The sequence below is a fragment of the Synechococcus sp. HK05 genome, from assembly GCF_019104765.1.
GTDB lineage: Bacteria > Cyanobacteriota > Cyanobacteriia > PCC-6307 > Cyanobiaceae > Vulcanococcus.
Genome location: NZ_JAHRXJ010000001.1, coordinates 14,895 through 32,358, shown reverse-complemented (window position 1 = coordinate 32,358; position 17,464 = coordinate 14,895). Strand labels below are relative to the sequence as shown.

Below are 17,464 nucleotides of genomic sequence, written 5' to 3'. Positions count from 1 at the left end.
GTGCATGAAAGGCTCCCACGTTGCAATCAGCGCCGCCGTTGCCGCCCTCTGCGCCGGCATCCTGGTGCTGTTCACCGACATTGAAGTGTCGATGGTGCGCTGGTTCAGCTGCGGCCCCTTCTCCACCCAGGCCGAAGAGCAGAGCGAAGTGTGCAAGCGCAAGCTCTGAGGCTTGCTGGCCAGATGGCGTCAGTGGAACCGGCGCGCCTTGATCGGGCAGTGACCACTGATCACCGCCACGTTGTTTTCAGCCAAAGCCAGGGGCCAGCCCTGCCGCAGCTGATCGTGGATTTGCTCGATCTGCAGCGCATTCCAGCCCCTGGCCTCGAGCCGCACACGCACGCTCTGCCACTGGCCTTCGGCAAACACCTCTGTGGGGCTCCAGGCACGCCCGGCGTGGGGTGCGGCAAGCTGCTCGGGCTGCAGGAAGCGATTCGACACCGGCGGCTGTCGGTGGGAGCTGCTGTCCATCAGGCTCCTTTGATGTGCGCTCCCATGCTGACGGCGATCGGCGCTGCTGTCAGGTGAGCGTCAGGGTCCGGCGAGAATCGCCGCTTCCACATCGGCGCGGCTGAAGCCGTAAGGGAAGTGGCGCTCCACCGGCGCCTCATCCGACTGCCAGCGGATGCTCAGCTCCTCCACCTCCAGCTCAATCTGAGCGCTCCAACCGCCCAACCGCAGATCCCACAGACAGGAGTGGGGCCCTTGTTGCACGGCACCCAGATCGCGCAGCCACTGCTCATGCGCCGGCAGCGGATGGTTGTACAGCGGCGCCTGGGGGGGCGGCAGAGACGACATCCGCGGTGCTGGACGGCAAGGTCTGAGCAGTCTGCTCGCTGCCCGGCCACCAGCTGGGCTCCCGCAACAACTCGGTGCCACGGGCCCAGGCCAGCCCCACGCCGAGCACCAGGCTGAACACCACAGCCACCCCCAGCAGCAGCAGCGCGAACCACTCACCACCCGAGAGGGCCCGCCGCACCGGCACCGGCTGGGGCACAGACACCCGCAGGGACTGAAGCGGCTGGGGCACAGGCCGCAGGCTCACGTCGTACAGCCGGCGCCGCTCGGGATCGCTCAGGGTGAGGTAAGCCTGCTGCAGATGGCGAAACGCTTCTTCCGCTTGCTCGGCCGGCAAATCGGTGGTGTCGGGGTGGTAGCGCTTGCTGAGCCGGCGGAAGGCCTGGCGCAGCTCCTGCTGCGACGCATCGGGGGCTATCTGCAGCAGCTCGTAGTGGTTGGCAGCTGCCACCAGCGGGGCACCGGGTGTGGGGGATCCTAGAGATCAAGAGACCACGCCGCCCAAGGGGATGCCAGCTGCCACACCCGACACCGCCCTCTGGCAGGAGCTGGGCTGGCAGCCGAGCCCGGAACAGCTGCAGCAGCTTCAGCAGCTGCAAGAGGAGCTGCGCCAGTGGAACAGCCGCGTGAACCTCACACGCTTGGTGGAGGGCGACGACTTCTGGATCGCCCAGGTGTTCGACAGCCTCTGGCCGCTGCAACAGCTGCTCAACGACCAAGCCGAGGCCCCGCTGCGCTGCATCGATGTGGGCACCGGCGGCGGCTTCCCGGGGCTGGCCATCGCCATTGCCTTCCCCCAGGCCCAGCTCACCCTGGTGGATTCGGTGGGTCGCAAGACCCAGGCCGTTGAGGCCATGGCGGCAGCCCTGGGCTTGAGCGATCGCGTGCAGCTGCGCTGCGAACGGGTGGAGCTCACCGGGCGCCACGGCCAATGCCGCGGCCAGTTCGATCTGGCGATGGCACGGGCGGTGGCGGCAGCGCCGGTGGTGGCGGAATACCTGGTGCCGTTGCTCAAGCCTTCGGGGCAGGCGTTGCTCTATCGCGGCCAGTGGGGGGAGGCCGATCAGCGCGAGCTGGAACGTGCCCTACAGCTGTTGCGCGCTGAGATCGTGCGCTGCGAGCAGCGCGAGCTTCCCGCCGAACGGGGCCAGCGCACAGCCCTGTTCGTGGCCGCCAGCGCCCCCTGCCCCAAGAGCTACCCACGCGCCGTGGGAATGCCCAGCAAATTCCCCCTCGGCCAACCCGTCAGCGCGAGCTGAGGGGCGATCATTCGGCCATCAATCGGCGGGTGGCCTGGCCGCCGACCCGTTGGCGCAAGGCCCGCAGCAGGGGCGGGATTCGCTCCGCCCAGGGGCTGGCCGCCAGGGCCTGCAGCAACTGCGCTTCGCTCACGCTGTGATCGAGGGCATCAGCATTGGCGCCCGGGAACCAATGGCCGCCGCCCCCCAGCAAGCCATAGCGGGCCCTCGCATAGCCCTCCAGCCCCCAGGCCTCCACGAGGTTGTGGAGCCAGAGCAAGGTGGGCAGGTTGATCCCGCCAGGTGTGTCCTGCCAGGCGGGTAAACCCTGATGCCAGCTGTCGAGCCACGCGTCGCCCAGGGCGTCGCGGCGGGCCTGCTCCAGCCGCGCGACGATCGGGGGCAGAAGCTCAGCGGCCTGGGGCAGCAACGCCACGGCCTGGAGATGCAGCTGGAGGTCGTCCGGTCGCGCCGCGCCCACGCTGATGGTGTGAATCCCAGGCGCACTCAGGCAGAAGAGATCGTTGAACACGATCGGATGCAGCGGCGCACAAAGCTCCAGCAGCTGCGGCGATGGGGTGTGCAGGTGACCGCCTTTATCGGTGGGGCTGATCACGAACACACCCATGTCCTGGGCAATGGCGGCGTCAATCGCCGGGCGGTTGTCCTGGCGAATGAAATACCAGTGCAGATTGATGTAATCGAAAGCGCCGCTGTGGATCGCCTCGAGGATCAGCGGCAAGGGGCCATGGGTGGAGAAACCCACCGACCCCACACGCCCTTCCGCTTGCCAGCGCCGCACCACCTCCAAACAGCCGCCCGGCCTCAGGGTTTGCTCCAGGTGCTCCGGCCGGTTAAGACCATGAATGGCAAGCAGGTCGACCCGCGGCACCGCCAGCCGCTCGAAACTGCGGCGCAGCTCGGCCTCAAAGGCCGCTGGGTCGGCCTGGGGCGGCACTTTGGTCTGGAGAATCCGGCCGGGGTCCGGCACCTGGGGCAGCAACCAGCCCAGCTGCCGCTCAGAGCTGCCGTAATGGCGCGCGGTTTCCACATGCCGGAAGCCCGCGGCCACCGCCGCCTCGAGGGTGACCCGCAGGTTGTCCTGGCTCTCCGCGCTGATCTGATCGGCCGGCAGATCGTTCCAGCTCTGCTGAAAGCGCATCCCACCGAGCGACAACACGGGCATCGGCAGCTCGGTGCGGCCAAAGCGACGAACCGGCAGCATCAGGATGGGGCGCGAGGCAGGGTGCGGCGGGGCCGGGCCGGGGTAGGCAGCCCCAGGGGTTGGAGCTCCTGATGCAAGGTCTGCTCTTCCAGGGCGGGCAAGTCTTCGTAGCTCACCCAATGGATGCAATCCACCGGACAGGTGTCGATCGCCTCCTGGATCCGTTCGGTGCTGTCGCCGTCCTGGCGGATGGCCCGGGACCGGCCCCAGTCTTCCTCCACCAGGAAGGTGTTGGCTGCCACGTGGGTGCAGTAGCGGCAGCCAATGCACACCGCTTCATCCACCCAAACGGCTTTCTGACGCAGCGCGCCACCGAGCACGGGCTCACGGCCCGTGACCAGGGCCGCCGGCGCCGAAGCGGCCGCAAACGCAACCGCAGGATCGACGCTCACTCCCAGCGGGTCACCACCAGCTCAATCGAACCATCCGCCGTTTGGCGCTGTTCGCTCACCTGGAAGCCTTCGGCGCTGGAGGCCGCCAAGATGCTGCGCAGGGCATAACGCTGGGTGAGCTTCGCCAGGAAGCGCTCCACCGGGATGGGCTGACGCCAGAGATCAAGATCGGTCACGAGCTCATAGCTGCCGTTGGCTTCGCTCCAGCGGAAGCCGATGTCACCACCCTCTTCCCCGAGCACGGCCAGATCGGCCTGCACGGTCTGGCCGCGATAGCCGCGCACGGCACGCTCACCTTCGCTGGGGTCGTGGCCGAGATCACGCAGCGCGTCGATCAGGGCGGCGCGATCACGCAGTTCCGTTTTAACGGTGCTGAAGTGCGACATCAGGAGACCGATGAGGGAAGGGTCTGGGTCTGCTCGGGCGTTACCGCAGCCTGGGAAGCCTGAAAGGCCTCCGAGGTGGCCTGGCGCTGCTGCACGCTGCCAAGCCGGGCTTCGATGCCCTCGGTGAGCTGCTCGCAGCCCCTGCCCGAAATGCCTTCCACCAGCTCCTCCACCCGACCATCAGGTCGGATCCGAAAGCGGATGGTGTGCTGAGCCATTCCCGGGCAGGGGCGTGGGTCTGCGGATGCTAGCCGCGTTGCTCAGATTCTGGCGGAGCCTCAGCTCAGCAGTCCTTCGTTCACCAGGGTCTGCAAGCGCTCAAGCACCAAAGGATCCTCCAGTTGCTCAAGGGCGAGGCGGGCTTCATCGCGCACGGCGAGATCCGCGTCGTGGAGCATGGCACCGAGAAGCGACTCCACCACTTCCAGCTGACGCGGCTCCACCAGATCGCCATAGAGCCGCCCCAGCGACCAGGCGCTGTTGCTGCGCACCGCCGCTTCGCTATCGATCCGCAGGGCCTGGAGCAACTGGCCAGCCGCCTGGTCCGCTTTCGCCAGCCCCGTGGAACCAGCATCTGCCAGGGAACTCGCGGCCCAAAGGCGGACCGCCGCGATATCGCTCTGCAGGGCGCGGATCAGCGGATTCATCACCGGCGCGTCCGGATAGCTGCTGAGGCTCCAGGCCACCGCTTTGCGCACGTAGCCATTGCTGTCGTTCTGCAGCAGGGCAAGGAGCGGACTGACAGCCTGCAGATCGGGGTTGCGGCCCAGGGCATACACCGCACTCATGCGCAGGATCGGGCAGCTTGCCTCCAGCAAGGGCACGAGCAACGCAGGCGCCCGGGGATCGCGGTGCTCACAAAAGATGCGCAGCCCCTGCATCCGTTCATCGTGGCTGCCGCGGAGCAGTTCCAGGCCCAGGTCACACTCGGCGGCCACATCCGCCAGGGCTAGCGCGGGGTCTTCAAGCTCATCGAGCGGATCGCCCAGCAGCTCTTCTGCCAGTTCACGCGCGAGCAGTTCCGGGTCCAGCGCCAGGTCGGCTGGACTCTGCGAAAACTCGGGGAACGGACCAGTCATGCCGGGGATCGTAAGGGCCCGGCATGACCTGATCGGTTCAGCTGATGGGGGCTGGGGCGACCATGTCGCCCGGCAACCAGATGCGCGCACTCACGGCAAACAGGGCCAGGCCAAACAGCAGCACGATCGCGGCTGGCAACAGGGTGGAACGCAGGAACTGCACAGATCAAGGCCTCAGTGCAGCCATTCTCCTGTCTCGAAGCCACCCCTAAGGTGCCGCCCATCTGCAGAACGCCGCATGGCTACGCCGGATCCGGCCACCGTTCGCTCCAGCGGCACCCTGCGGCGGCTGATCGCCGTGAGCGCCGAAGGGGTGGCCAGCGGCGCGCCGCTGATGGTGGGCAGCCGGCTGCTACAGGGCTGGCTGGCCGCCAGCGGCGTGCCGCTCGCCCTGATCGGCCTGATTCCTCTTGCGGAGCTGCCCTACACACTCAAATTGTTCTGGGCTCCCCTGCTAGATCGCTGGCCGATCCCCTGGCCCGACCGGCGGCGGGGCTGGCTGCTGCTGATGCAACTGCTGTTGGTGGGGGTGATCGCCGCCATGGCCCTGTTGCACCCGAGCAGCGACCCAGCCCAGCTCACCGCGGTGGGGCTAGCCGCCCTGGTTCTGGCCATGTGCAGCGCCACCCAAGACATCGCCGTGGATGCCTATCGCACGGATCTATTGCCGGAGGCGGAACGCGGAGCCGGGGCAGCCGCCGCAGCCCTCGGTTACCGCGCCGCCATGCTGGGCGTGGGGGCCGGTGGTTTTTTGCTGGCCGATCGCTTCGGATGGCCCGCCGCGTTCCTGAGCGCTGCAGCCCTGGTGGCAGCAATGGTGCCCTTCACGCTCACCGCGCCCAAGCTGCCGCCCGTGGAGCACGCGGTGACCAGCCTGCGCCAGGCGGTCCTGGGACCCGCACGGGAGTTTGTGCATCGAGCCGGTCCCAACCGCACCTGGCAACTGCTGCTTTTGGTGTTGCTCTACCGCTGGCCAGATGGCCTGCTCAATGCCATGGCTATCCCGTTTTTGAAGCTGCAGGGATTTAGCGAAGCCGATATCGGCCTCGTGCAGGGGGGCTGGGCGATCGGCGCCACCATGCTGGGCACCGTGATCGGCGGCAGCCTGTTTGCCTGGCTGGGGATGAACCGCTCCCTGTGGCTCTTTGCCGTGAGCGGTGTGATCGGCAACCTCAGCTATTGGGCCCTGGCCCGCTTCGGCGGCGGCGTCAGGGGCCTGATCACGGCCGTGAGCCTGGAGAACATCAGCAGCGGAATGGTGGGCGCGGTGTTCGTGGCCTTGCTGATGAGCCTCTGCAACCCCCGCTTCTCGGCCACCCAATACGCCCTGCTCTCGGGCATCTACGCCATGAGCCGCTCGATCCTGGCAGCTCCCGCCGGTGTGGTGGCCGAGCGAGCCGGCTGGCCTGGCTTTTTCCTGTTCACCGTGGTGGCCGCACTGCCGGCTTTTCTGTTGCTCTGGCGGATCGCACCGTGGGGTGAACAGGAAGCCCAGGGCGCGTTCGACCCCAGCCGCGACGCCACCTAACGGGCCAGCACCGGCTCCAGGCTGCCTTCCAGGCGGCGCCGCAGCTGACCGCAGGCCGCATCAGCATCAAGGCCGCGGCTGGCGCGCACACTCACGGCCACATGCCGCTCCTGCAGGGCCCGGCGGAATCCATCCACAGCCGCGGGGGTGGGGCGTTGAAACTCCTCTTCCTCAATCGGGTTGTAAGGAATCAGGTTCACATGGCTCTGGAAGCCGCGCAGCAGCTGCGCCAGGGCCGCCGCATGGCGGGGTTGGTCGTTGAGGCCGCCGAGCAGGATGTATTCGAAGCTCACCCGACGGCCGGTGATCGCCACATAGCGGCGGCAATCATCCAGCAAGGCCTCAATCGGATAGGCATGGGCCGTGGGGATCAGCTCCTCACGCAGGCGCTGATCGGGGGCATGCAGGCTCACGGCCAGGGTGAACTGGGCCCGGCCGAGCCGCTCGAGGGCCAACTCCGCCAAACGCGGCAGGGTGCGCGGCACCCCCACGGTGCTCACGGTGATCTGGCGCTGCGCCATGCCCAGGTCGGTGCAGAGGCACTGGATGGCATCGAGCACCGCTTCGATGTTGAGCAGCGGTTCACCCATGCCCATAAACACCACGTGGCTCGGGCGCTGCTCCATCACCTCGCGCACGCTCAGCACCTGATCCACGATCTCGTGCACCGCCAACGAGCGCTGCAGCCCGCCCTTGCCGGTGGCGCAGAAGCGGCAGGCCATGGGACACCCCACTTGCGAGCTCACGCACACCGTGAGCCGGCCTTCGGCGGGAATCCCCACGGTTTCGATGCTCAGCCCATCGTGGGTGCCGAGCAACAGCTTGGTGGTGCCATCGCGAGCGACGCTGCGGTGCAGCTCGCGGGAGCGGCCCATCCAATCGAGCGAACCGTCCGGCGGCTGACCCGCCATCTGCTCGCGAAAGCCCTTGGGCAGCACCGACACATCGGCCAGCTGGCGTGCACCTTTGGCGTAGAGCCAATCGTGCAGTTGCCGGCCGCGAAAGGCGGCCTGACCGTGCTGCTTCGCCCAGGCCTCGAGGGCCGGAAGCCCCATGCCCAGCAGGGGCTGGCTCACCAGATCAACAAGCCATGGCCCAGCTGGGCTTCCACCACCAACAGGGCAATGAAGCCGAGCATCGCCATCCGGCCATTGAGCCGCTCGGTATGGGTGTGGAAGCCGTAGCGGGGCAGACGCCGCTGGGGCACGAGCGTGGGCTGAATCATGGCCGGAGCTGAGATGGGCAGTGGGGTGATCGAGGGATCACTCGTCGGTGAGCAGACCCTCGTCCTGGAGACCCTGCATCGCCTCAGGATCAGCGATCAGCTCCTCCTCAAGGCCTTCTTCCACCGTGGGGCGGGTGAAGGCAGCGGTGGTGCTGGCTGAGGCCTCGATGCCGTGGCGGCTGCGGGTGGCTTCGAGATCCTCGTCGGAAGGATCGTCGAGCAGGGCACCAGCGCTACCGGGTGCAGGGGCAGCCGGCATCTCCACGGTGTAATCCGGGCGCAGGTTCTGCATGCGGCGGTAGTTCATCGCATCCTCATCGAGGATGTCGGGGTGAGGTCCAGCCTCGGCGCGCAGCTCCTCTTCGAAGCCGCTGAAGCCAGTACCCGCCGGGATCAGGCGACCAATGATCACGTTCTCCTTGAGACCGCGCAGCCAGTCGCTCTTGCCTTCGATGGCCGCTTCGGTGAGCACGCGGGTGGTCTCCTGGAAGGAAGCCGCGGAGATGAAGCTGTCGGTGTTGAGCGAGGCCTTGGTGATGCCCAGCAGCACCGGGGTGAACTCGGCGGGGGCACCGCCGGTGATCGCCATGGCGCTGTTCACCTGCTCCACCTGACGCAGCTCGATCAGCTCACCGGGCAGCAGGGTGGTGTCCCCTGCGTCCTCGATGCGCACCTTGCTGGTCATCTGACGCACGATCACTTCGATGTGCTTGTCATCGATGGTGACGCCCTGCGACTTGTAGACGTTCTGCACTTCCTGCACCAGGCGGAACTGCAGCTTGGAGATGGCCTCCATGGCCGCTTCCAGGGTGGGCTTGCGGCTGCGCAGGTCTTCGAAGAAGCACTCCAGCAGCTCGTGGGGGTTGATCGGACCATCGGTGAGCAGCTCACCGGCGCTCACCTGCTGGCTGTCGCTCACCATCACGTTGCGGCCGAGCAGGATCGGGTACTCGGTGATGGCGTCGTCGCCCTCGATCACGGTGACGGCGATGGAATCGTCATCGTCGCCCTGCTTGATCTCCACGGTGCCGGCCTTGCGGCAGAGCACGGCCGATTCCCGCGGACGACGGGCTTCCAGGAGTTCCTCAATACGGGGCAGACCCTGCACGATGTCGCCGGTCTTCTGGCGCTCAAACACCAGCAGGGCCAGGGAGTCACCGCGCTGCACCAGTTCGCCGTCGCGCACGTGAAGCACGGAGTCGGGCGACACCATGTAAGGGCGGCCCAAACGGATGGTGACGGTGCTGCCGGAGACCGACTCCACCTGGCCGCAGCAGGGGGCTTCCACACCCTTGGCCAGCAAATCCCCATCCACCAAGCGCTGACCCTCTTGCACCTCAGGCTTGGCTGAGCCGAGGTCGATGCTGCGGGTGTCGCTGGCGCGCTCCACGATCAAGCGGCGAACAGGCTCACCGTCAACGGTGTCGGGCAGAGCCAGCACGCCGTCTTCCTTGCACAGGATCTGGGTGGTGGCCACCACATCGCCCGCCTTCACGCTGTCGCCGTCATTCACGGAGAGCTCGGTGTGGGTGGAACCGTGGCTCGCGTCGGAAAGGGTGTCGCGGCGCACCAGCAGGCTCTCGAGGATCACCAGCTGCAGACGGTCAATCGTCTTGGCACGCTTGTCGGGCACCGACTCCACATCCACCGTCATCTGGGGGGTGGTGTCGTGGGTTTCGAGGATCAGCTGGGTCTTGAGCAGCTCAACACCCTCCACGCTCTTGATCAGCTCGCCGTCTTTAAAGGCGAGGCGCTGGGTGGCCTTGAGGCCGAGGCTGGGGCCGTTCTTCTGGGTCACACTGCCGAGCTCGGGCAGGTGGGCCTCATCGGGAATGCGGTATTCCTCCACGGGGCGCAGCAGCAGCGCACCGCCCTCGGAAGTATCCACCGCTTCAACGAACACCATGGCCTCGGCCTTGAGACCCTTGGCGATCTCTTCACCGGGATTGACCATCTTGCCGTCGCTGTAGCGGCTAATCGCCTTGGCGTCGGACACATGGTGCAGGGTGCCGGAGCGCACGATGATCTCGCGCAAAATGTCGTTCTTCTGCGTCACCGTCACGATGCCGGCGGTTTGGCTGAAGATGTCCTTCACCACCTCAGTGCCGGCCTCGATCCACTGGCCGTCCTCGATCATCAACAGGGAGATGTCTTTGTTGATCTCGTGGGTTTCCTGCGGGATCCAGAGCAGGGTGCCGCCCTTGCTCACCTCGTAGCCGTTCTTGGCACTGCGGGCCTTCTTGATCGCCAGGCCAGGCGCGAACTTCACGATGCCGCCCGTCTGGGTGCGGAAACGATCGTCGGCGAGTTCAGCAATCACCTCACCGTTGGAGATCTTGGTGCCGGGGTGGGTGTTGAGGCGGTAGCGAATGCTGTCCTTGCCCTCGAGGTGCCAGAGCTCACCGGAGTGGGTGGATTCACCCACGAGCTTGCAGTCCTTGAGGGTGAGACTGGTGGTGACGATCTGCACTTCGCGGGAATCACCAGCGCTCTCGCGCAGGCGCACCGCACCGCCGTACTCACTCACCAAACGGCTCTCGGCCAGCACTTCACCGGTGGTGACAGGCTTGTTGCCGCTCACCACAGGCTGGGCATTGGGCGGCAGGTTGTACACATCGCCGCTGTACACCCACATCCGGCCCAGACGCTGGGCCTTGAGAGTGATGTTGCCCTGGCGGTCCGTGACCTCCTTGGGCTGAATCACATCCTCGAAGCGCACCTGGCCAGCCAGGTCGCAGATCACGTCTTTGGTGGCCTTCTCCACGCTCTTCTTCACGGCAGCGCCGGAAGAGATCTGGGCGAGCATCACGTCAGCGGGGGTTTCCGCGCCGGCCTCCACAAACAGGATTGAGCCGGAGGTGATGCCGAGCTTCTGGGCCTTGCCGCTGCCGCTGGGCTTCACGGTGAGGGTGAAGTCGGTCTCAGCGATCTGGGCCTCCACACCGTGGGGCGTGCGGTAGGGACGCACCCGGGCCTTGCTGTCGAATTCGATCGTGCCCGCCACGAGGGAGCGCACCACGCCCGTCTCAGCGGTGGACACACCACCGGTGTGGAACGTCCGCATGGTGAGCTGGGTGCCCGGTTCACCGATCGACTGGGCGGCCACGATGCCAACGGCCTCGCCGAGGTCGACCAGTTCGTTATGGGCCAGGGCCCAGCCGTAGCACTTGCGGCACACCGAACGGGCGGCCTCGCAGGTGAGGGGCGAGCGCACCACCACGGTCTTCACGCCGGCCGCTTCGATGCGGGCGGTGGTGGGAGCGTCGATCTCGCCATCGCGATCCACGATCACGTTGCCGTCGCCATCAAGCACCGGCTCAGCCGCGAGACGGCCCACGAGCTTGGCGGCGTAGCGGCCCTTATCGTCGGCATTGATGGGAATACCGCGGGTGGTGCCGCAGTCGTCCTCACGCACAATCACGTCTTGGGCGACGTCCACCAGACGGCGGGTGAGGTAACCCGAGTCGGCCGTACGAAGCGCGGTATCCACCAGACCCTTGCGGGCGCCGTAGGAGGAGATCACGTATTCGGTGACCGTCAAACCTTCACGGAAGTTGGTGCGAATCGGAAGGTCGATGATTTCGCCCTGGGGGTTGGCCATCAGGCCGCGCATACCCACCAGCTGACGCACCTGGGACATGTTGCCCCGAGCGCCGGAGTTGGCCATCATCCACACCGAGTTGAGCGGATCGTTCTCGTTGAAGTTCTTTTTGACTTCTTCAACCAGACGCTCGTTGGTCTCGGTCCAGGTGTCGATCACCTTGGTGTGACGTTCCACCTCGGTGATTTCACCGAGGCGATAGCGCTCTTCGGTGTCGGTGATCTGCTGCTCGGCTTCTTCAAGCAGACGTGCCTTTTCACCGGGGATGCGCAGGTCGTCGACGGAGATCGACACAGCGGCCTGGGTGGCGTAGTGGAAGCCGAGATCCTTCAGTTCGTCCGCCAGGGAGGCGGTGGAGGCGGTGCCGTGGTTCTTGTAGGCCCACGCCATCAGGTTCCGCAGCTGCTTCTTGTCGATGGTGCGGTTGCGGAACACCGGGGCGGCCTTGCTCAGCGGCGCAGAGGCACCGAGCACGGGTGCCGGAGCTTCCGCTGCGGCCTTCTTGCTGGACTTCTTGGTCTTCTTGGAGGGGGTGGCGGTCATGGCTGCGCGCGTAGAGGAATAAGGAAGGGGGAAAACGTCCGGGATCTCAGGCGGCGGCCACCGCATCGATGATCGTGCTGTTCATCACCACGCGGCCGACGGTGGTGAGCACATAACGGCTGATCAGAGCGCCGTCTTCATCCATACGATCGCGGCGGTAGTTCCACTGCTCGATGCGGGTGCCATCGCTCAGGGTTTCTTCCTTGATCGGCTCCTTGGCTTCGTCTTCGCTGTCCACCTCGCCGTTGAAGCGCACCCACACCCAGTCGTGCATGGTGAGGTGCTTCTCCTCGAAGGCGACCAAGACATCGCGCAGGCCGGCAAACGTGCGGCTGCGATCGCCGAACTCAGGCTTGGCGGCGCCGGGCTGCTCAGCAGTGAGGTAGTAGGCGCCGAGCACCATGTCCTGCGACGGGGTGATGATCGGATCGCCGGTGGCGGGCGAGAGGATGTTGTTGCTGGCGAGCATCAACATGCGCGCTTCGGTCTGCGCCTCGATGGCCAGGGGCACGTGCACGGCCATCTGGTCACCGTCAAAGTCGGCGTTGAAGGCGGGGCACACCAGCGGGTGCAGCTGGATGGCGCGACCATCCACGAGCTTGGGCTCGAAGGCCTGAATGCCGAGGCGGTGCAGGGTGGGAGCTCGGTTGAGCAGGATCGGGTGACCTTCGATCACCTCCTGCAGCACCTGCATCACCTCATCGTCGGCGCGCTGAATCAGCTTCTTGGCGGCCTTGATGTTGTTAACGATGTTCTGGCGAATCAGGCGGTGAATCACGAACGGCTGGAACAGCTCGATCGCCATCTCCTTGGGCAGACCGCACTGATGCATCTTCAGCTTCGGACCCACCACGATCACGGAACGACCGGAGTAGTCGACGCGCTTACCGAGCAGGTTCTGACGGAAGCGACCCTGCTTGCCCTCGATGATGTCGCTCAGTGACTTGAGCGGGCGGTTGTTGGCACCCACCACCGTGCGGCCGCGGCGGCCGTTGTCGATCAGAGCATCGACGGCCTCCTGCAGCATCCGCTTTTCGTTGCGGACGATGATTTCAGGGGCGAGGATCTCCTGCAGACGCGCCAACCGGTTGTTCCGGTTGATCACACGGCGGTAGAGGTCGTTGAGGTCGGAGGTGGCGAAGCGGCCGCCATCGAGCTGCACCATCGGGCGCAGGTCGGGCGGAATCACCGGAATCACATCCAGCACCATCCACTCAGGACGGGCGCCGGTGGCGATGAAGTTGTCGATCACGCGCAGGCGCTTGATCAACTTGGCGCGCTTCTGGCCCTTGGAGCCGGCAATCTCCTCGCGCAGCTGTTCAGCCACCACGGGCAGATCAAGGTCTTCCAGCAGTTGCTTCAGCGCCTCAGCGCCGATGCCGACGGTGGGCTCGTTCTCGATCTCCGAATCTTCGGCGTAGATCTCGTCTTCAATCTCCAGCCACTCATCTTCGGTGAGCAGCTGCTTGTAGGTGAGGTCCTTGTGGTCGCCCGCATCGAGCACCACATAGCAGTTGAAGTAAACAATCTGCTCCACATCCCGCAGGGGCATGTCGAGCAGGATCGCCACATAGCTGGGGATGCCCTTCAGGTACCACACGTGCGACACGGGGGCCGCCAGCTTGATGAAGCCCATGCGGTGCCGGCGCACCCGGCTCTCGGTCACCTCCACACCGCAGCGCTCGCAGACGATGCCGCGGTGCCGCACCCGCTTGTACTTCCCGCAGTGGCACTCCCAGTCTTTGGAGGGTCCAAAGATCTTTTCGCAGAACAAGCCGTCCATTTCCGGCTTGAGCGTGCGGTAGTTGATGGTTTCGGGCTTGGTCACCTCGCCCACCACCTGACCATTGGGCAGCGTGCGCTGCCCCCACTGCATCACCCGCTCCGGAGAAGCGAGGGTGATCTTGACGTAGTCGAAGTGGTTCTCGGTGCGGAGATTGCTGTTGGTCATGGCCGGGTAGCGCGCGGAGGTCGGAGGGAACGGAAGGGATCAGACGGTCACCCGAGCGGGTGGTCCGGATCGATCAGCAATCAGTCGTCGTCGTAATCCGCGACGCCGAGGGATTCGTAGGTGGGCCGGTTGGGGGTGCTGCGGCGGGGGTTGATGTCCTGCATCAGGTCCACTTCCTCGCCGGCATCGGTGTACACCGCGATGTCGAGACCCAGCGACTGCAGCTCGCGCATCAGCACCTTGAACGACTCGGGGGTGCCGGGACGGGGGATGGGCTTGCCCTTCACGATCGCGTTGAGCGCTTCGTTGCGGCCCTGCATGTCGTCGGACTTGACGGTGAGCAGTTCCTGCAGGGTGTAGGCGGCGCCGTAGGCCTCGAGCGCCCACACCTCCATCTCACCCAGACGCTGGCCGCCCTGCTGGGCTTTACCGCCGAGGGGCTGCTGGGTCACCAGTGAGTAAGGACCGGTGGAGCGGGCGTGGATCTTGTCATCCACTAGGTGCACCAGCTTGAGGATATGGGCGTAGCCCACGGTCACCGGCTGGTCGAAGGGTTCGCCGGTGCGGCCGTCGATCAGCTGGATCTTGCCGGGGTTCTCGGGGTCGTAGACCCAGTCTTTGCCGGGCTGCGACTTGGCCGCCTCCAGATACGCCTGCACGGTGTTCTTCGAGGTTTCGGGGCCGTGCATCTCATCGAACGGCACCACCTTCACCCGGCAATCCAGGTGGGAGGCAGCCCAGCCCATCAGGCACTCGAACACCTGACCCACGTTCATCCGGCTCGGCACACCCAGGGGGTTGAGCACGATGTCGATCGGGCTGCCGTCGGGCAGGTAGGGCATGTCTTCCAGAGGAAGAATGCGGCTGATGATGCCTTTGTTGCCGTGGCGGCCGGCCATCTTGTCGCCCACCTGGATCTTGCGGCGCTGCGCCACATAGACCCGCACCACCATGTTTGCGCCGGGCGGCAGCTCATCACCCTGTTCACGGGTGTAGATGCGCACGTCCACGACACGGCCGCGCTCGGTGCTGGGCACCCGCAGGGAGTTGTCGCGCACATCGCGGGCCTTCTCACCGAAGATCGCGCGCAGCAGCTTCTCTTCGGGGGGCTGATCGGATTCACCCTTGGGGGTCACCTTGCCCACCAGGATGTCGCCGCTCTCCACGTAGGCACCCACGCGGATGATGCCCATCTCATCGAGGTTGCCCAGGCTCTCCTCGGCAACGTTCGGGATCTCGCGGGTGATCTCCTCAGGGCCGAGCTTGGTCTGACGGGCTTCGATCTCGTACTTCTCGATGTGCACCGAGGTGTAGAGGTCGTCGCGCACCAGGCGCTCGGACACCAGGATCGCGTCCTCGTAGTTGTAGCCCTCCCAGGGCATGTAGGCGATCAGCACGTTCTGGCCGAGGGCGATCTCGCCGCCTTCACAGGCCGAGCCGTTGGCCAGCACCTGACCGGCGATCACCGGGTCGCCGAGCTTCACGATCGGGCGGTGATTCAGGCAGGTGTCCTGGTTGGAGCGCTGGTACTTCTGCAGGTAATGAGTGTGGTCGTTGCCCTCTTCATCGCGGATCACGATGGCGGTGGCATCCACATAGGCCACCGTGCCGTTCACGGTGGTGATCGGCACCATGCCCGAGTCGCGGGCGACCTGGGTTTCCAGGCCGGTGCCCACCAGCGGACGCTCAGGGCGCAGCAGCGGCACAGCCTGGCGCTGCATGTTCGAACCCATCAGGGCTCGGTTGGCGTCGTCGTGCTCGAGGAAGGGGATCAGCGAGGTGGCCACGGAGATCACCTGCACCGGTGAGAGCTGCACGTAATCCACCTGCTCGGGCGGCACGGTCTCGAAGTCCTGGCGGTAGCGCACAGGCACCAGATCGGCCTTGATGCGGCCATCGGCATCGGTGGCCACGTCACCGGGGGCGACGCGGCACTCGTCCTCGAGGTCAGCCGAGAGGTAAAGGGGATCGCCCTGCTTGAGAACGATGCCGTTCTCCACCTTCCAGAAGGGGGTCTCGATGAAGCCGTACTCGTTGACGCGGGCGTGGGTCGCCAGCGAACCGATCAGACCAGCGTTGGGACCTTCCGGCGTTTCGATCGGGCAGATCCGGCCGTAGTGGGAGGGGTGGATGTCGCGCACGGCGAAGCCTGCGCGCTCACGGGTGAGACCACCTGGGCCCAGGGCGCTGATGCGGCGCTTGTGGGTGAGCTCCGCCAGAGGATTGGTCTGATCCATGAACTGGCTCAGCTGGCTGGAGCCGAAGAACTCCTTGATCGCCGCCACCAGGGGCTTGGGGTTCACCAGCTGGGCCGGCGTGAGGCTCTCGGTCTCACCCACGGTCATGCGTTCCTTGATGATCCGCTCAAGGCGGTTCAGGCCCACACGCACCTGGTTTTGCAGCAGTTCGCCCACGGAGCGAACGCGGCGGTTGCCGAGGTGATCGATGTCGTCCAGCGTGGCGCCGCCCACATCGAGCTCGAGGTTGATCAGGTAATCGATCGTGCTCAGCACGTCCTCAGGCGTGAGGGTGCGGGTGGCGTCGGGGATGGTGAGACGCAGCTTCTTGTTGATCTTGTAGCGACCCACGCGGCCCAGGTCGTAGCGCTTGGGATCGAAGAAACGGCTGTGCAGCAGGGTCTGGCCACCGCTCACCGAGGGCGGTTCACCCGGACGCAGCTTTTTGTAGAGCTCGAGCAGCGCCTGATCTTCAGACGCGATGCCTTCGTCGTTAGCGGCCTCGATCGACTTCTGGTAGTACTCCGGGTGGCGGAGCTTGTCGAGCACGTCGTTATCCGACAGACCGATCGCCCGCATCAACACGTGGGCATTGATCTTGCGGGTCTTGTCGACGCGAACGTGCAGCAGGTCGTTTTTGTCGGTTTCGAACTTCAGCCAGGCACCACGGTTGGGGATCAGGCTGGCGTTGAAGGTCTTGCGGCCGTTCTTGTCCTGCTCGTCTTTGAAATAGACGCCGGGTGAACGCACGATCTGGTTCACGATCACGCGCTCGGCGCCGTTGATGATGAACGTGCCGCGCTCGGTCATCAGGGGCAGTTCCCCGATGAACACTTCCTGCTCCTTGATCTCGCCGGTCTCCTTGTTGACCAGGCGGCAAGTCACATACATCTGCGAGGCGAAGGTCGCATCACGACGCTTGGCCTCTTCCACATCGTGGCGGGGGCGCTTCAGGCGGTACTCGCTACCGATGAAGTGCAGCTCCAGCTTGCCGGTGTAATCGGTGATCGGAGAGAAGCTCTCCAGCTCCTCGATCAGGCCCTTCTCCAGAAACCATTTGAAGCTCGCGCGCTGTACCTCCACCAGATCGGGGAGGTAAGTGGCGGTCTTGGCGACCTGGATCGCGCTGCTCATGCGGGGAACCTGCAGGAACGGGTTGGACGGAACGACGGGCCTGGTGGGGCAAGCAGGACCTCAGGGGATGAAGCGAGGGAAGGGACGCTCCAGCGCATTGGCGCAGCGGACGACCCATGAATGGCGC

The 17,464-nt window shown here is 65.6% G+C and carries 17 protein-coding genes; 3 read left to right on the top strand and 14 right to left on the bottom strand.

Annotation, left to right across the window (positions count from 1 at the left end):
* The first annotated feature begins 4 nt into the window (after positions 1 to 4).
* Entirely contained in the window at positions 5 to 169 is a 165-nt protein-coding gene (locus tag KUL97_RS00160) for a hypothetical protein (protein WP_217794635.1), read from the top strand.
* Between the two features lie 20 nt (positions 170 to 189).
* Here KUL97_RS00160 and KUL97_RS00155 read toward each other — a convergent pair whose 3' ends face one another.
* The 3 genes from KUL97_RS00155 to KUL97_RS00145 are packed head-to-tail and all read right to left on the bottom strand — an operon-like array spanning position 190 to position 1,249.
* The gene (locus tag KUL97_RS00155; RefSeq protein ID WP_217794633.1) at positions 190 to 471 is read right to left on the bottom strand and encodes a hypothetical protein; all 282 of its coding nucleotides are present in this window, start codon (positions 469 to 471) and stop codon (positions 190 to 192) included.
* Between the two features lie 60 nt (positions 472 to 531).
* Positions 532 to 798, bottom strand: coding sequence for a DUF3143 domain-containing protein (locus KUL97_RS00150; protein WP_217794631.1), 267 nt, complete (start codon positions 796 to 798; stop codon positions 532 to 534).
* Positions 740 to 1,249 carry a J domain-containing protein gene (locus KUL97_RS00145; protein ID WP_217794629.1) on the bottom strand — a complete coding sequence of 170 codons (510 nt, stop codon included), beginning with the start codon at positions 1,247 to 1,249 and terminating at the stop codon, positions 740 to 742. Before KUL97_RS00145 ends, KUL97_RS00150 begins: the two co-directional genes overlap by 59 nt.
* A 58-nt stretch (positions 1,250 to 1,307) precedes the next feature.
* On the opposite strand from KUL97_RS00145, the gene rsmG reads away from it, so the two are divergent.
* Positions 1,308 to 2,057, top strand: coding sequence for a 16S rRNA (guanine(527)-N(7))-methyltransferase RsmG (gene rsmG, locus KUL97_RS00140; protein WP_217794627.1), 750 nt, complete (start codon positions 1,308 to 1,310; stop codon positions 2,055 to 2,057).
* A gap of 7 nt (positions 2,058 to 2,064) precedes the next feature.
* On the opposite strand, the gene KUL97_RS00135 is transcribed toward rsmG, so the two are convergent.
* From KUL97_RS00135 to KUL97_RS13800, 6 genes are read right to left on the bottom strand one after another with little or no spacing between them, the layout of a single operon-like run.
* Positions 2,065 to 3,261, bottom strand: a complete 1,197-nt coding sequence (locus tag KUL97_RS00135; protein WP_217794625.1) for an aldo/keto reductase — start codon at positions 3,259 to 3,261, stop codon at positions 2,065 to 2,067.
* Complete coding sequence (locus KUL97_RS00130) at positions 3,261 to 3,653, bottom strand: ferredoxin (RefSeq protein ID WP_217794623.1); 393 nt, start codon at positions 3,651 to 3,653, stop codon at positions 3,261 to 3,263. Before KUL97_RS00130 ends, KUL97_RS00135 begins: the two co-directional genes overlap by 1 nt.
* Complete coding sequence (locus KUL97_RS00125; protein WP_217794621.1) at positions 3,650 to 4,039, bottom strand: DUF1257 domain-containing protein; 390 nt, start codon at positions 4,037 to 4,039, stop codon at positions 3,650 to 3,652. Before KUL97_RS00125 ends, KUL97_RS00130 begins: the two co-directional genes overlap by 4 nt.
* A complete protein-coding gene (locus tag KUL97_RS00120) occupies positions 4,039 to 4,257 on the bottom strand; it encodes a DUF2997 domain-containing protein (RefSeq protein ID WP_217794619.1) in 219 nt (72 codons plus the stop codon). Before KUL97_RS00120 ends, KUL97_RS00125 begins: the two co-directional genes overlap by 1 nt.
* Before the next feature lie 60 nt (positions 4,258 to 4,317).
* Complete coding sequence (locus KUL97_RS00115) at positions 4,318 to 5,118, bottom strand: HEAT repeat domain-containing protein (RefSeq protein ID WP_217794617.1); 801 nt, start codon at positions 5,116 to 5,118, stop codon at positions 4,318 to 4,320.
* 37 nt (positions 5,119 to 5,155) lie between these two features.
* On the bottom strand, positions 5,156 to 5,281 hold the full coding sequence (locus tag KUL97_RS13800) for a hypothetical protein (protein WP_010311027.1): 126 nt from the start codon (positions 5,279 to 5,281) through the stop codon (positions 5,156 to 5,158).
* A 75-nt stretch (positions 5,282 to 5,356) separates the two neighbouring features.
* Here KUL97_RS13800 and KUL97_RS00110 point away from each other — a divergent pair, with 75 nt between their 5' ends.
* Positions 5,357 to 6,646, top strand: coding sequence for an MFS transporter (locus KUL97_RS00110; protein ID WP_217794615.1), 1,290 nt, complete (start codon positions 5,357 to 5,359; stop codon positions 6,644 to 6,646).
* Here KUL97_RS00110 and rlmN read toward each other — a convergent pair.
* The 5 genes from rlmN to rpoB all read right to left on the bottom strand — a co-directional run bounded on the left by rlmN (position 6,643) and on the right by rpoB (position 17,337).
* The gene (gene rlmN, locus KUL97_RS00105) at positions 6,643 to 7,722 is read right to left on the bottom strand and encodes a 23S rRNA (adenine(2503)-C(2))-methyltransferase RlmN (protein ID WP_368656041.1); all 1,080 of its coding nucleotides are present in this window, start codon (positions 7,720 to 7,722) and stop codon (positions 6,643 to 6,645) included. The genes KUL97_RS00110 and rlmN overlap by 4 nt on opposite strands.
* Complete coding sequence (locus KUL97_RS00100; RefSeq protein ID WP_010311038.1) at positions 7,719 to 7,871, bottom strand: chlorophyll a/b-binding protein; 153 nt, start codon at positions 7,869 to 7,871, stop codon at positions 7,719 to 7,721. The genes rlmN and KUL97_RS00100 overlap by 4 nt, the downstream gene beginning before the upstream one ends.
* Positions 7,872 to 7,908: 37 nt before the next feature.
* Positions 7,909 to 12,015 carry a DNA-directed RNA polymerase subunit beta' gene (locus KUL97_RS00095; RefSeq protein WP_217794613.1) on the bottom strand — a complete coding sequence of 1,369 codons (4,107 nt, stop codon included), beginning with the start codon at positions 12,013 to 12,015 and terminating at the stop codon, positions 7,909 to 7,911.
* A gap of 46 nt (positions 12,016 to 12,061) precedes the next feature.
* Positions 12,062 to 13,966 (bottom strand): DNA-directed RNA polymerase subunit gamma, encoded by a 1,905-nt coding sequence (locus KUL97_RS00090; protein WP_217794611.1) that lies wholly within the window; start codon positions 13,964 to 13,966, stop codon positions 12,062 to 12,064.
* A gap of 80 nt (positions 13,967 to 14,046) precedes the next feature.
* A complete protein-coding gene (gene rpoB / locus KUL97_RS00085; protein ID WP_217794609.1) occupies positions 14,047 to 17,337 on the bottom strand; it encodes a DNA-directed RNA polymerase subunit beta in 3,291 nt (1,096 codons plus the stop codon).
* Positions 17,338 to 17,464: the final 127 nt, after the last annotated feature.